Source organism: Salinispora pacifica DSM 45544 (assembly GCF_000378845.1).
Classification (GTDB): domain Bacteria; phylum Actinomycetota; class Actinomycetes; order Mycobacteriales; family Micromonosporaceae; genus Micromonospora; species Micromonospora pacifica.
On record NZ_KB905359.1, the window covers coordinates 4780888 to 4794752 of the forward strand.

12 protein-coding genes are annotated in these 13865 nt (G+C 70.3%); 7 read left to right on the top strand and 5 right to left on the bottom strand.

Translation table 11 applies throughout. The features are described 5' to 3' along the window. Positions 1-3: 3 nt before the first annotated feature. Entirely contained in the window at positions 4-435 is a 432-nt protein-coding gene (locus SALPAC3_RS0121995) for a DUF3140 domain-containing protein (RefSeq protein ID WP_018223333.1), read from the bottom strand. A gap of 144 nt (positions 436-579) precedes the next feature. Here SALPAC3_RS0121995 and SALPAC3_RS0122000 point away from each other — a divergent pair, with 144 nt between their 5' ends. Continuing rightward, on the top strand, positions 580-1275 hold the full coding sequence (locus tag SALPAC3_RS0122000) for a helix-turn-helix domain-containing protein (RefSeq protein WP_018223334.1): 696 nt from the start codon (positions 580-582) through the stop codon (positions 1273-1275). On the opposite strand, the gene SALPAC3_RS0122005 is transcribed toward SALPAC3_RS0122000, so the two are convergent. After that, positions 1272-1850, bottom strand: a complete 579-nt coding sequence (locus tag SALPAC3_RS0122005; protein ID WP_018223335.1) for a dihydrofolate reductase family protein — start codon at positions 1848-1850, stop codon at positions 1272-1274. The genes SALPAC3_RS0122000 and SALPAC3_RS0122005 overlap by 4 nt on opposite strands. Before the next feature lie 218 nt (positions 1851-2068). Here SALPAC3_RS0122005 and SALPAC3_RS0122010 point away from each other — a divergent pair, with 218 nt between their 5' ends. From SALPAC3_RS0122010 to coaE, 3 genes are all read left to right on the top strand, one after another. Then, positions 2069-2878, top strand: coding sequence for a class I SAM-dependent methyltransferase (locus SALPAC3_RS0122010; RefSeq protein WP_018223336.1), 810 nt, complete (start codon positions 2069-2071; stop codon positions 2876-2878). A gap of 308 nt (positions 2879-3186) precedes the next feature. Further along, a complete protein-coding gene (gene rpsA, locus SALPAC3_RS0122015; protein ID WP_018223337.1) occupies positions 3187-4767 on the top strand; it encodes a 30S ribosomal protein S1 in 1581 nt (526 codons plus the stop codon). 166 nt (positions 4768-4933) lie between these two features. Next, a complete protein-coding gene (gene coaE, locus SALPAC3_RS0122020) occupies positions 4934-5974 on the top strand; it encodes a dephospho-CoA kinase (RefSeq protein WP_018223338.1) in 1041 nt (346 codons plus the stop codon). Between the two features lie 48 nt (positions 5975-6022). Here the strand turns inward: coaE and SALPAC3_RS0122025 are convergent, their stop codons facing one another. Further along, positions 6023-7558 (bottom strand): hypothetical protein, encoded by a 1536-nt coding sequence (locus SALPAC3_RS0122025; RefSeq protein ID WP_018223339.1) that lies wholly within the window; start codon positions 7556-7558, stop codon positions 6023-6025. Between the two features lie 211 nt (positions 7559-7769). Between SALPAC3_RS0122025 and uvrB the strand changes: the two genes are divergently transcribed. Next, positions 7770-9872, top strand: coding sequence for an excinuclease ABC subunit UvrB (gene uvrB, locus SALPAC3_RS0122030; RefSeq protein ID WP_018223340.1), 2103 nt, complete (start codon positions 7770-7772; stop codon positions 9870-9872). A gap of 228 nt (positions 9873-10100) precedes the next feature. Here uvrB and SALPAC3_RS0122035 read toward each other — a convergent pair whose 3' ends face one another. Continuing rightward, the gene (locus SALPAC3_RS0122035; RefSeq protein ID WP_018223341.1) at positions 10101-10400 is read right to left on the bottom strand and encodes an antibiotic biosynthesis monooxygenase family protein; all 300 of its coding nucleotides are present in this window, start codon (positions 10398-10400) and stop codon (positions 10101-10103) included. Positions 10401-10881: 481 nt separating this feature from the next. On the opposite strand from SALPAC3_RS0122035, the gene SALPAC3_RS0122040 reads away from it, so the two are divergent. After that, a complete protein-coding gene (locus tag SALPAC3_RS0122040) occupies positions 10882-11880 on the top strand; it encodes a TerC family protein (RefSeq protein ID WP_026185810.1) in 999 nt (332 codons plus the stop codon). A gap of 251 nt (positions 11881-12131) precedes the next feature. Then, on the top strand, positions 12132-12929 hold the full coding sequence (locus SALPAC3_RS0122050; RefSeq protein ID WP_018223344.1) for a tyrosine-protein phosphatase: 798 nt from the start codon (positions 12132-12134) through the stop codon (positions 12927-12929). 57 nt (positions 12930-12986) lie between these two features. On the opposite strand, the gene SALPAC3_RS0122055 is transcribed toward SALPAC3_RS0122050, so the two are convergent. Then, the gene (locus SALPAC3_RS0122055; protein ID WP_018223345.1) at positions 12987-13835 is read right to left on the bottom strand and encodes a serine hydrolase; all 849 of its coding nucleotides are present in this window, start codon (positions 13833-13835) and stop codon (positions 12987-12989) included. Between the last annotated feature and the right edge of the window lie 30 nt (positions 13836-13865).

Consider the following 13865-nt stretch of genomic DNA (forward strand, 5'->3'; position numbering starts at 1 on the left):
CTACTACCGGCCGGGCCCCCGGCGTTCCCTGGGCGGGGTGCCGTGCCGTCGGAGCGCCTTGCGGGACGGGCCCCCCGGTGGCGGTAGCGGGCCCTTGGTCGGGTCGTGCCCCCAGTTCATCAGGGAGTACCGCCATCGGGTGTCCCGAACGTCGCCACTGGGCCGTTGCGCCATGTGTCGGCGGACATAGCCGACAACTTTCCGCATGTGTCGGTAGTCGTCCTCGGAGAGATCGCCCCGTCGACGCCGGAGCAGGTCGAGGATTCGTCGGCCGGAGCGGTGGCCGACCGTCTCGCCGCCCTGGTCGCCCCGTCTTCGCCAGCCCACATGCTTGGACTTCTCGGTCTCCAGCCACTTCGACAGTTCACCGGGGCGCATGTTCACCGCCGCGGTGAAATCTTGGTAGGTCTGCTGCGGGTCGTTACGACGGCTCACGGCGTAGCACCTCCTGTCCGGCCCGGTCCGCCTGGCTTACCCGGGCCAGAACTGCGGAAACGGCCCTGACGACGGTGCGCTGGTTCGCCTCGTTCGCGCCCGGCGAGCCAGCGCGGGTACGGGGACCACCCTTATCCTGGTCGGATGGCCCTACGACTCCAGACGCGCGCATCCGACTCGCCCTGGATCGACGCCGTCTGGACCGGCACGAGTACCGGGGTCGTGGAGATGACCTCGGTAGCTACGGTCTGTTGGGGCCTGGTGTTCTGGGAGCGGCTGGGTACCGCGTACGCGGCCATCACCGGGCCCGAGACGAGGACCAGCGCCGCACCGGTGCCGGAGGGCGCGAGCTTCGTCGGGATCGACTTCGCCGTCGGTACGTCGTTGCGGACCGTGTCGACGCCGGCGCTGGTGGACGGCGGCGCCGAGCTTCCCGACGCCACCCGCCGGACCTTCCGGCTGGCGGGCGCCCGCTGGGAGACCCCCGGCCCAGACGACGCCGAGGCCCTGGTAGACCGCCTGGTCCGGAGCGGAGCCGTAGTCCGTGACCCGATCGTCACCGCGGTCCGCCGGGGCCACCGGCCCTCCGTCTCGCAGCGGACCGTCGAGCGTCGGTTCCGAGCGGCAACCGGGCTCACCCAGGGCGCGGTACGGCAGGTCGAACGGGTACGCGAAGCGGCGGCGCTCCTGGCCGCCGCCGCCCCGGTCGCCGATGTCGTCTCCCGTCTTGAGTACGTCGACGAGCCGCACCTGGCCCGTGCGCTGCGCCGGTACGTGGGCCGTACGGCGCGGCAACTCCGCGCGGGCGAGGGCGGCCCGATCGCTCTGGATCTGGATTAACGGACGACGTCATAGAGCAGCTTGACGACACCGTTCGGGTAGGCCGCGGTGTCCCGGAGGCGCAGGGGCTGCTTGGCCCTGTCCGCCGTGCTGAACAGGCGCTTCCCGGCACCGAGTAGGAGTGGGAAGCAGAGCAGGTGGTACCGGTCGATCAACCCGGCGTCGGAGAGCCGTCGGGCGAGTTCGGCGCTGCCGTGGATGAATATCGCGCCGCCCTCGCTCTGCTTGAGCTCGCGGATGTCCTCGGTTGATCGCAGGACCGTCGTCGGTCCCCACCCCGGGACGAGGGCGTCGTCGGACAGCGTGGTCGAGACGACGTACTTGGGCAGTTCCCGGTAGTCGGCGTGGTCGTCCGAGTCGCGCCAGATCGGTGCGAATGCCGCGTAGCTCCGGCGGCCGAACATCAGTGCCGAGGTCTCCTTGAGCTCCTCGCCCTTGAGCGAGAAGACCTCGGGTAGGAATTCGATGTCCTTGAACACCCAGCCGCCGCTGCGGTGCTCCTCACCCGGCCCGCCGCCGGGGGAGTCCAGGACGCCGTCTAGCGAGATGAACCCGGTGTAGACCAGCTCACGCATGTCTCGTGCTCCCAGGAGTAGGCGACCGGCGTCACCATGTCGATCGAACGGCCGTCACCCTGCTCGCGCGGGATGAACCCACCGAGAGGAGGTAGCGCCCGGCCGACGCACCGTGGTGGAGCGCGCCGCCCATGCTAGGCAACCGCCACCGGTGGAGTCTTGGACGAAAACGACGGCCGCCGCGTACCCGGGTTGCCACGATCCGTACCGTTGGCAGGATGCAGCAGTCCGAACCGGCGGTCACCCGTCGCGTGGTGTCAGCGACTGAGGGGCGGGCGGCGAGCCGACGGTGGTGGGACCAGGACGCCGACAGCTATCAGGCGGAGCACGGTGCGTTCCTCGGGGATGTTGATCTCGTGTGGGGTCCCGAGGGGCTGCGGGAGGCGGAGGCGCGGCTGCTCGGTGCCGTTGCCGGGGCTCGGGTCCTGGAGTTGGGGTGTGGCGCGGCCGCGGGCTCCCGTTGGCTGGACGGGCAGGGGGCGGCGGTGACGGCCCTCGACCTGTCCGCCGGCATGTTGCGGCAGGCCCGGCTGGCCGCCGAGCGCTCGGGCGTGCGGGTGCCACTCGTGCAGGCCGACGCCCTGGCGTTGCCGTTCGGGGCGGGCGTCTTCGACACCGTGCATTCCGCGTTTGGCGCGGTTCCGTTTGTCGCGGACTCGGCGACGCTGATGCGTGAGGTGTTTCGGGTGCTGCGACCCGGCGGAGCCTGGGTATTCGCGGTTACCCACCCGCTGCGCTGGGTCTTTCTGGATGACGCCGGCGAGGGCGGTCTGGTCGCGGTGCACTCCTACTTCGACCGCCGCCCCTACGTGGAAGAGGACTCGTCGGGAGTGCCGACCTACATCGAGGCACACCGCACCGTTGGTGATCGGATCCGGGACCTGGGTGCCGCCGGCTTCGTGCTTCGCGACCTGGTGGAACCGGAATGGCCGCCGGGGCACGAAGAAACCTGGGGGCAGTGGAGCCCGTTGCGGGGCCGGCTGATCCCGGGCACCGCCATCTTCGTCGCCGAACGGCCCGCCACCTGACGGCCCTCAGCGGCGCAGGCGTGGTCCCGGTGCAGGGACGGGCGAGAGTGCGGCATCGGGTGCTGGCAGTGCGCGCCCGCTGGCTGGCGCCGCTGGGTTGGTGCCGGTGGGGGCGGTGTGATTCGGGTGACAGGCCGGGCGTGTTATTCGACGATAATCCGCTTTCGCAGGTGGCGCGATGGTGAGCGGGTGGGAGGCCTTGCACGCTGTGGTAATGCAGAGGGTAGGGTAGACGATGCGCTCGCGGATTGTGTGCCTCGGTAGGGAGCAGGTGCGCGGTCGACGGAGCCACATCATGATCCCGCGCAGTGATCGTTCGGTGTGTCCGGCGGCGGGTCCGTTTGCGCGAACAGGTCACCGCGGCTCACATCCGTGATGACAACCATCCGACCGGAGCAACCGCCCACATGACGAGCAGCATCGAGGCCCCCTCGAGCGCCACCAAGGTCACCGTCGACGATCTCGGAAGCGAAGAGGCTTTCCTCGCCGCGATCGACGAGACCATCAAGTACTTCAATGACGGCGACATTGTCGAAGGCACCGTCGTCAAGGTCGATCGGGACGAGGTCCTGCTCGACATCGGCTACAAGACCGAGGGCGTCATCCCCTCTCGGGAGCTGTCGATCAAGCACGACGTGGACCCCGCCGAGGTCGTCTCGGTCGGTGACCACATTGAGGCCCTTGTGCTCCAGAAGGAGGACAAGGAGGGGCGGCTGATCCTCTCGAAGAAGCGGGCGCAGTACGAGCGCGCCTGGGGCACGATCGAGAAGATCAAGGACGAGGACGGCGTGGTCCGCGGCTCGGTCATCGAGGTGGTCAAGGGCGGCCTGATCCTCGACATCGGGCTCCGCGGCTTCCTGCCGGCCTCCCTGGTCGAGATGCGTCGGGTGCGGGACCTCCAGCCGTACGTCGGCCGCGAGCTCGAGGCCAAGATCATTGAGCTGGACAAGAACCGTAACAACGTGGTCCTGTCCCGCCGGGCCTGGCTCGAGCAGACGCAGTCCGAGGTGCGCACCGAGTTCCTCAACAAGCTGCAGAAGGGGCAGGTCCGGAAGGGCGTTGTCTCCTCGATCGTCAACTTCGGCGCCTTCGTTGACCTGGGCGGCGTGGACGGCCTGGTGCACGTCTCCGAGCTCTCCTGGAAGCACATCGATCACCCGTCCGAGGTGGTCGAGGTGGGCCAGGAGGTCGAGGTCGAGGTCCTCGACGTCGACCTGGATCGCGAGCGGGTCTCGCTGTCGCTGAAGGCGACCCAGGAGGACCCGTGGCGGCAGTTCGCCCGCACCCACGCGATCCAGCAGATCGTGCCCGGTAAGGTCACCAAGCTGGTGCCGTTCGGCGCGTTCGTCCGGGTGGACGACGGCATCGAGGGTCTGGTCCACATCTCCGAGCTGGCCGAGCGCCACGTGGAGATCCCGGAGCAGGTCGTCCAGGTCGGCTCCGAGGTCATGGTCAAGGTCATCGACATCGACCTGGAGCGTCGCCGGATCTCGCTGTCGCTCAAGCAGGCCAACGAGGGCTTCGTCGAGGGCGAGGAGCACTTCGACCCGACCCTCTACGGCATGGCGGCAACCTACGACGCCGAGGGCAACTACATCTACCCCGAGGGCTTCGACCCCGAGACGGGCGAGTGGCTCGAGGGTTACGAGAAGCAGCGCGAGACCTGGGAGCAGCAGTACGCTGAGGCGCGTCAGCGCTGGGAGGCCCACCAGAAGCAGGTGCAGGCATCCCGCGCCGCCGACGCCGAGGCTGCGGCCAACCCGCCGGCCGCCAGCCCGACCACCACGGCGACCGCGGCTCCGACCCGGCAGGCGGAGGAGCCCTCCGGCACCCTCGCCACGGACGAGGCGCTCGCCGCCCTGCGGGAGAAGCTCGCTGGCGGCAAGTGATCCGAGGGCTCTGGGCCGCCCCGCGGCGAGCCGGAGCCGGTACTGACGACGGGCCCCGCCCCGGTGATCGACAGATCGCCGGGGCGGGGCCCCGCCGTTTCCGCCGACCGGGGTGAGCCGGGGCGCCGGTGTGGCGTGCTGCCGACTGATCAGGTTGACTGGTCCGGTGTTGATGGTGGGACTGACCGGTGGGATCGGCTCGGGTAAGAGCGCCGTGGCGGCCCGACTGGCGGGGCTGGGTGCGGTGATTGTGGACGCCGACCAGCTCTCCCGCGAGGTGGTGGCGCCGGGCACCGAAGGGCTCGCGGAGATCGTCGCCGCCTTCGGTGATCGGGTGCTCGGCTCGGACGGGGCGCTCGACCGGGCGGCGCTCGGCGCCCTGGTCTTCACCGACGAACCGGGTCGCCGGGCCCTGGAGTCGATCATCCACCCGCGGGTCCGGACCCGCACGGCCGAGCTGGTGGCTGCGGCGCCCGCCGGCGCGGTCGTCGTCAATGACGTACCGCTGTTGGTCGAGTCGGGGCTCGGCCCCACGTACCACCTGGTGGTCGTGGTGCAGACGGCCCTGTCGATCCGCCTGGAACGGCTGACCCGCGACCGGGGGATGGCGCCGGCCGAGGCGCGGCGGCGGATCGCCGCGCAGGCCGACGACGCCCGCCGCCGAGCGGCAGCGGACGTGTTGCTGACCAACGACGGGACCCGCGACGAGTTGCACCGCGCGGTTGACGCGCTCTGGGCCGACCGGCTGCTGCCCTACGCGGTCAATCTCCGCGACCGGCGGGCAGCCGACCTGCCCCTTCCCGAGCAGGTCGAGGTCGACCTGCCGCGGCCCGAGCGGGTCTTGGTTGACCCGCCCCGGTCCGAGCGGGTCGTGGTCGGCCCGCCCCGGTCCGAGCAGTACGCGCGACTGGCCGCCCGGATCCACCGCGCTGTCACCGCCGCGGACCTGCGGATCGACTACCTCGGATCGATGGCGATTCCAGCATCGGACTCGGCGGATGTGATCGACATCCAGCTCACCGTGCCGCGCCTGGGTGACGCGGACGGAGCGCTGGCCGAGCAACTCGCGGACGCCGGGTTTCCCCGGCTGCCCGAGCCCGCGCGGAGTGCGGCACGCTGGCCGGAACGGGTGCACGGCAGTGCTGACCCGGCGCGCCCGGTGCGCCTGTACGTCCGGGAGGCGGGCTGGCCCGGCGGGCGGCCGTGAGGGCCCGCGGCGGTGACCGCGGACAGCGCCCCGCCCGGGCGGTGTGCGTCAAGAGGGTCCGCCCGTGGCACCGTCCTCGAACGTGAGGTCTAGCTGTGCCCAGGTCCCGGCCGCCGTCGGGAACTGCAGCCGGTGGGGGAGCCCGGACCGGTCGAGCCAGTAGCGAATCGGTTCGCCGACGGCCGCCACCACCTCGACCACATCCAGCTCGGCGCCGGTCAGTCGGTCGCCTCGGATACGGCGCGCCGTGCCCGCTTCGGCGGGTGTCGCCGCGCGCAGCGCGGCGTCGAGCAGGGCGGTGAGCTCAGCGTCGGGAGCGGGTTCCCAGCCGGTGGTGGGGACGGGCAACGGTGGCGGCACCGGGTCCACCCCGGCGCTGACGGCTACTGGCAGCTCGGTCTGGGTGGTGCGTCCATGTTCGTGCCGGAGCAGGGTACGCCGACGTGGGACGTCAAGGTCATCCACCGCGAGGTATGCGCTGCGTCGGCTCCAGTTGATCCATCCCGTCCCCCGGAGGTTGGCGGCAGAGCCGAGCAGCGCCGTGAGGGTGGCGCGCGCCTCGCCCGCGGTGCGGAGCTGGGTAGGGAGTGACATCAGGCGGCGGCGTTCGGCCGCGCTGAGCTGCCGCGGGGTACCGGCCTGCCCACCGAGGGCCTCCACCGGACGTAGCGACGGTCGGTCGGCGCGGTTCAGTCGTACGGTGACCGGGCCGAGGTCGGGGAGCTGGGCCTCCAGCCGGTGTAGCCGCGCCTCCCGATCCACCCACCAGTGGACCTCGGTGGCCGGCGGTGGATTTGGTGCGCCGGGTCGGGCCGGCGGTAGCCCGGCGGTGAGGACGTCGGTTCCGTCGGCGCTGGCGATCCACCGTGCCGTCTCCCCGACTGGTGGATCGGCCCGGTCGGTGGCGAGGGCGAAGAGCAGGTCGAGCAGCGGCCGGAGGCGGTCGCCCGTCGGCGGGGCGGCTAGCCGCCACCCGTCAGCAGGGGGTACCAGGGGCGGGGACGCCGGTGCCGGGGGTGCCGGGGTGGTGGAGTCCGGGCGGAGTAGCAGCACTGCGGGCGTCGCCTGGAGCAGCCCCCGTTGGGCGCCCAGGCCGGGACCGCCGAGATCGAGGTAGAGCAGCCGTCGGGACCAGTCGACCCAGCCGACCAGGTCGATCCGGGTGGCTCCGGTCCCCGCCGTCAGATGTACACCGGCTCGCAGCTCGCGGTAGTTGGTGACCCGTACCGCGGCGAGTCGGGTTCGCTCGTCGGCGGTTGGCCGGCGCGATGGCTCGGCTGGCTCGGGTATCCAGCTCAGGCCGAGAACCAGTGCGGTGGCGGCGAGCAGGGCCACCGCGGCGAGCGTACGGAGGATGGTCCGGCGGCGGCCGGTGATCCGGGGAAGCTGGCCGGTCTGGCTGTCGTCGGGGGCGGTCGAGGTGGGCTGGGTATCGGGCGTGGGCCGATGCCGGGGGGTGCGGCGGGGACGGGGGGTACGGCGGGTGCGGGCAGAGGACTCCACGGCATGTTGAACGGAGCCGACCGGCCGCGGGTGACGCGTGTTGCGCTCGCGGCGGCCGGTCAGCGCGGTCAGCGCGACCACGTCGGGTGCGCACGCCGGAAACGGGTGCTGCGACCACGTGCCGGGGGGTGGGGGCCATCCTGGGCCCGTTGCCGGCCCGGTCGGCCGCCGCGAGCGGCCTACCCGAAAAGCGTAGCTCGCCGGGTGCGGGCCGACAACGAAATATCGAAGCTGATCACCGGACCTCTGGTAGTCGCCCCGGAATGTCGGCCACCGAGCGTACGGTGGGGCCATGGCGCTCGACATTCCCCGGCTGGACGGCCGTTTCCAGGTCGTCAGTGATTTCCAGCCGGCCGGTGACCAGCCGGCCGCGATCGATGACCTGGAGAAGCGGGTCCGGCGTGGCGACCGGCACACGGTGCTGCTCGGCGCGACCGGCACCGGCAAGAGCGCCACCACAGCGTGGTTGATTGAGCGGCTGCAGCGCCCGACGCTCGTGTTGGCGCCGAACAAGACCCTCTGCGCCCAGCTGGCCAAGGAGTTCAGCGAGCTGCTGCCAAACAATTCGGTGGAGTACTTCGTCTCCTACTACGACTACTACCAGCCCGAGGCGTACATTCCGCAGACCGATACCTACATCGAGAAGGATTCCTCGATCAACGAGGAGGTGGAGCGGCTGCGCCACTCGGCCACGATGTCGCTGCTCACCCGCCGGGACGTGGTGGTGGTCGCCACCGTCTCGGCGATCTACGGCCTGGGTACCCCGGAGGAGTACCTGGACCGGGCCGTCCGGGTGGTCACCGGTCAGGAACTGGACCGCGACCAGCTCCTGCGCCGGCTGGTCGACATTCAGTACGCCCGCAACGACATGGCCTTCCAGCGGGGCACATTCCGGGTGCGGGGCGACACCCTGGAGATCATCCCCGCCTACGAGGAGCTGGCGGTCCGGATCGAGCTGTTCGGGGATGAGGTGGAACGGCTCTATTACCTCAACCCGCTCACCGGTGATGTGGTCCGGGAGGTCGACCACCTACTGATCTTCCCCGCCACGCACTACGCGGCCGGGCCGGCGCGGATGGAGCGGGCGATCCGTGACATCGAGGCTGAGCTGGGCGAGCGGCTGGCCGAGCTGGAGCAGCGGGGCAGTCTGCTGGAGGCGCAGCGGCTGCGGATGCGGACGACGTACGACATCGAGATGATGCGGCAGGTCGGCTTCTGCTCCGGCATCGAGAACTACTCGATGCACATCGACGGCCGACTGCCCGGCAGCCCGCCGCACTGCCTGCTCGACTACTTCCCGGACGACTTCCTCACGGTGGTTGACGAGTCGCACGTGACCATCCCGCAGATCGGCGGGATGTACGAGGGCGACGCGTCGCGCAAGCGGATGCTGATCGACCACGGCTTCCGACTGCCCAGCGCCGCCGACAACCGGCCGCTGCGGTTTGACGAGTTCCTGGAGCGGGTCGGCCAGATGGTCTTCCTCTCGGCCACCCCTGGCTCCTGGGAGTTGGAGCACGCGCAGGGCGAGTATGTGGAGCAGGTCATCCGACCGACCGGCTTGGTTGACCCGGAGGTGGTGGTCAAGCCGACCAAGGGCCAGATCGATGACCTCATGCACGAGATCAAGTTGCGTACCGAGCGCGACGAGCGGGTGCTGGTCACCACGCTGACGAAGAAGATGGCCGAGGACCTGTCCGACTACCTTCTGGAGAACGGTATCCGGGTGCGTTATCTGCACTCCGAGGTGGACACGCTGCGCCGCGTCGAGTTGCTGCGGGAACTCCGGAAGGGTGACTACGACGTGCTGGTCGGTATCAACCTGCTGCGGGAGGGGCTCGACCTGCCGGAGGTGTCGCTGGTTGCCATCCTCGACGCGGACAAAGAGGGCTTCCTGCGCAGCGGCCGTTCATTGATCCAGACGATCGGGCGGGCGGCGCGTAACGTCTCCGGCCAGGTGCACATGTACGCCGACAAGATCACTCCATCGATGGCGGAGGCGGTCGGGGAGACCAACCGGCGCCGGGACAAGCAGATCGCGCACAACGAGGCGCACGGCATCAGTCCGGAGCCGCTGCGCAAGAAGATTCACGACATTCTCGACGACATCTACCGGGAGGCGGAGGAGACAGACAACCGGGTCGGTGGAGCGGCCCGGCAGCTCTCCCGCGGCAAGGCGCCGGTGAAGGAGACCCGTAGCCGCAGTCGAGCCGCCGCCGGACCGGCCCGGGAGGGAATGGCCCGGGCGGAGCTGGCTGAGCTGATTCAGGAGCTGAATGGCCAGATGCTCGCCGCTGCGCGGGAGTTGCAGTTCGAGTTGGCCGCCCGGATTCGTGACGAGATCTCCGAGTTGAAGAAGGAACTACGCGGGATGGATGCCGCGGGGGTGTCGTGACCCTTGGCTGCGATGGCGGGTGCATGCCGCCGGCTACCAGAACAGCGGCATGCACCCGGATGCACGGCGCGACCAACCGGACCCGGTGCCCCCGAGCGCATCGGGGCCAGCGGTCGGTGCGTGTGGGGACACCGTAGGCGCTGGGTGTGACAGCCTTTGCCGGCGCCGGGTCACTGGGCGGTCACCTGTCGACCGGCCCGGCAGCTGATCTACCGGTCATCGGAGCGGTCATTGCCCGCCCGGCACGTCGGTGAAGTGTTCGACCTGCGGCGGATTGGCGAAGTGCGGGCTGATCAGCTCCCGCCACCGGCGAAACCGGTCGGAGGCGCGAAAGTTCTGGTCGTGCGCCTCGACCGAGTCCCACTCGACCAGCAGTACGAACCGGGACGGGGACTCGACCCCGCGAGTCATTCGCACCGAGCGGCAGCCGGGCGTATCGGCGAGCACCGAGTGTCCCTTGGCGTACGCGGCTGCGAAGGCCTCCTCGTGTCCTGGCAGTACGTCAATCAATGCGACTTCGAGCACCATGTGTGCAGCTTCGCACGGTGGCTGGGTCAGCTCGCCGTCTGGGTAGCCGAGGTCGGCCGAGGGCGAACCGGCGGGCCGCCGACTACCAACCCGGGCTCCTCGGTCTTATTGCTGGGGCAGCTCGGCCGGCTCCGGCGCGGTACTTACGCCCGCTGCCCCGCTGTCTCGCCGCGCCCCGCGCCCCGCTGCACCGCCGTGACCAGGGGTTGGTGGACGTGAGGGGGACACCGGCCGCCCACTGTGCGGTGGCTCCACGAGGTGGGCGACAATGAACGGCGGAGGGGAGTATTCCCCCGCGATGGAGTCGTCAGCACGGTCGAGTGCGAGCCCGATAACTCGACCCGGCCCCATCGGTCACTGCCCCGGAAGGGGCGGTGGCGGAAGAGACCTCCGACAGTCACCATAGTCGGCGTCATCGGCACACCCCGTCCTCCTGGGCGTACGGTGCGCCGATTGTTGCGTGTCTGCCGGAGGTTGAGCCTTGGACGTGTCCGGACTGGTGTGGGCGGGGACACTCGTCGCACTGACCGCGATCCTCATCATCGATCTGTTGATCATCGGTCGTCGCCCACACGAACCCAGCATGCGGGAGTCGAGTCTCTGGGTCGGCTTCTACGTCGCCCTCGCGCTGGTCTTCGGCGCGGGAATCTGGCTCGTCTCCGGGCCGAGCGCGGCGGGGCAGTTCTACACCGGTTGGCTCACCGAGTACAGCCTCTCGGTGGACAACCTCTTCGTCTTCGTGATCATCATGGCCCGTTTCGGTGTGCCCCGGATCTACCAGCAGAAGGTCCTGCTCATCGGCATCGTGCTCGCGTTGTTGATGCGCGGTGGCTTCATCGCCGCCGGCGCCGCGTTGATCTCCCAGTTCTCGTGGGTTTTCTACATCTTCGGCGCATTCCTTATCTACACGGCGATCAACCTCGCTCGGCAGGGCGATTCGGATGAGGATGACTTCAGCGAGAACCTGCTGATCCGGTGGAGCCGTCGGGCGCTGCCGATCTCGCGGGACTACGACGGCGCGAAGCTCACCACGTACGAGCACGGGCGAAGGGTGTTCACCCCGATGTTGGTCGTGATGATCGCGATCGGCACGACAGATCTGATCTTCGCGCTCGACTCGATTCCGGCGATCTTCGGTATCACCCAGGAGGCGTACCTGGTGTTCACCGCGAACGTCTTCGCCCTGATGGGTCTGCGGCAGCTCTACTTCCTGCTCGGCGGCCTGCTGGACCGGCTGATCTACCTGAGCTACGGCCTCGCGGTGGTACTCGGCTTCATCGGCGTCAAGTTGGTGCTGGAAGCCCTGGCCGACAACAGCCTGCCGTTCGTCAACGGAGGCGAGCATGTCGGATGGGCCCCGCACATCCCGATCTGGCTCTCGTTGACGGTCATCCTGGGTACCTTGACGCTGGCAACGGTGGCAAGCCTGGTCAAGTCGTCCCGGGACCGACGTCGGAACCTGGTTCAGGTCCGCGACTGAAGGCCCACGCCGGACCTGGTCCAGCACCGCGACTGGCGGAGCGACCGGCCTCGGGATGGTTCAGCTCGCGGCCCGACGGCCCGACGGCCCGCCGCAGCCGGTGCTGCCCGCCGTGCTGGGGTGTACCGCCGTGATCGTCATCGGGCACCCTGGAGGGACCGGCGGGTGATTGGGGACTGTGTGGACAAGTGGACCGTTGCGGCGGGTGTGGTGCGGGCGAGTGGTGTCCGCCAACGGGGTGGAGCACCGGTGTGACCGCCCGGGAGCTGGCGCTGGTGGGGGCGCCGAACGCGCGTGACCTCGGCGGTCTGGTCGGTGCGGGGGGCCGTCGGGTGCGCGATGGGGTGCTGCTGCGTACCCCCGCGTTGGGGCGGCTGGCTGACGAGGACCTACCGGTGCTGGCGAAGCTGATGCCGGCCTGTGTGGTGGACCTGCGGGACGCCACGGAGGCGGTGGTGGCCCCGCCGGACCGGCTGCCGGGGGACCCCCGAGTGATCCACCTGCCGGTGTACGACGTAACGCATCCGGTCTTCACCTACGTGTCGGCGGTGCTGCTCGGTCACGACCTGGGCGCGTACGCGGAACTGGCACAGGAGGGCACGCCGGCGGCGATGCGATCCATCTACCGCTGGTTCGTGACCGGGGAGTCGGCGCGGGCCGGCTACGGTGCGGCGGTGCGGTTGGCGGCGGAGGCGGCGAACCTGCCCCTGCTCTACCACTGCTCGGCTGGTAAGGACCGCACCGGCTGGTTGACGGCGGTGCTGCTGCACGCCCTCGGGGTGGACGAGGCGACGATCCGGGCGGACTACCTCGCCAACAACGTACTCACCGAGAGCCTGCGGGAGGTGCTCCTCGCCGGGATGCGGCGGCGGAACCCGGAGCTGGACGTCACCGTGGTCCGGCCGGTGCTGGAGGTGCGCGACGAGTACCTGGACGCCGGGTACGACGAGGCGCGGCGGGTGTACGGGTCGTTCGGGTCGTACCTGCGCGACGGGCTTGGGGTGGACGACGAGTTGGTCGCGACGTTGCGGGCGCGGTTGCTGGAGTAGCCCCACACCGTGGCGGGGTGAGCTCTGGGCCGCCGGCCGAGCTGGTGGCGGCCCGGCTCAGCCGAGCTGGTGGCGGTGGGCGAAGGCGCGGGCGGAGAGGTCGGCGAGGAGTTGGCAGGCGTCCTCGTCCCGGCTGTGGTCGGGGCGGTCGCTGGTGCGGCAGACGGCGAGGACGTACGGGGGCGCGTCGTCGGGGTAGACGACCCCAACGCTGTGCCGCACCCCACGTACCCAGCCGTTCTTGTGGGCGATCCGGGTGCCGGCGGGCAGGCCGGCGGCGAGATCCTCGCGGTGTTCCTGCGCGACGAGGATGTCGAGCATGGCGGCGCAGCTCTCGGGTGTCGCCAGTGGCCCGGGCCGGGTGGCGCCGAGCGCCAGGCTGCGCAGGAGGGCGGCGAGGTCGGCGGCGGTGACCAGGTTGGTGATGCCGACCGCACGGGCGGCGAAATCCTCGATGCCGCGGCCGGTGACGCTGTGCCGGGCCCCGGCCCGGGCCCAGACGTCGGCGACGGCCGGTAGGCCGACCTGGTTCAGGAGCAGGTTGGTGGCGAGGTTGCTGGATCGGACAATCATGCGTTCGGCCAGCCAACGTAGCGGGGCGGTACCGCCGATCCGCTCCCAGACGTCGTCGTCGTTTCGAGCGGGGCGGGTGCAGGCGAACCGAGCGGCGCCGGGCTGGGCCGAGTCGAACTCGTTGCGGACCGGTACGGCGGTGTCCGGGGCGAGGTGTCCGGCCGCCAGCGCGCGGTGGAGCGCCACCAGCACGGCCACCTTCATCGTGCTGGCCGCGTAGTGGGTGGTGTCCGGGCGCCGGGTCCAGGTGGGGGCCGCGTCGAGGCGAGCCAGGTAGGCCGAGACGGTGCCGGGCATCCGGTCGAGACGCGCGTCGACACCGTCGAAGATCACCTACCGAGGGTAGCTGGTATGCCGGGGCGC

What these genes read in the sequence shown, in the direction of transcription:
- SALPAC3_RS0122000 (WP_018223334.1), top strand. Translation starts at nt 580, where the DNA reads ATGGCCCTACGACTCCAGACGCGCGCATCCGACTCGCCCTGGATCGAC.
- SALPAC3_RS0122005 (WP_018223335.1), bottom strand. Translation starts at nt 1,850, where the DNA reads ATGCGTGAGCTGGTCTACACCGGGTTCATCTCGCTAGACGGCGTCCTG.
- SALPAC3_RS0122010 (WP_018223336.1), top strand. Translation starts at nt 2,069, where the DNA reads ATGCAGCAGTCCGAACCGGCGGTCACCCGTCGCGTGGTGTCAGCGACT.
- uvrB (WP_018223340.1), top strand. Translation starts at nt 7,770, where the DNA reads ATGGCGCTCGACATTCCCCGGCTGGACGGCCGTTTCCAGGTCGTCAGT.
- SALPAC3_RS0122035 (WP_018223341.1), bottom strand. Translation starts at nt 10,400, where the DNA reads ATGGTGCTCGAAGTCGCATTGATTGACGTACTGCCAGGACACGAGGAG.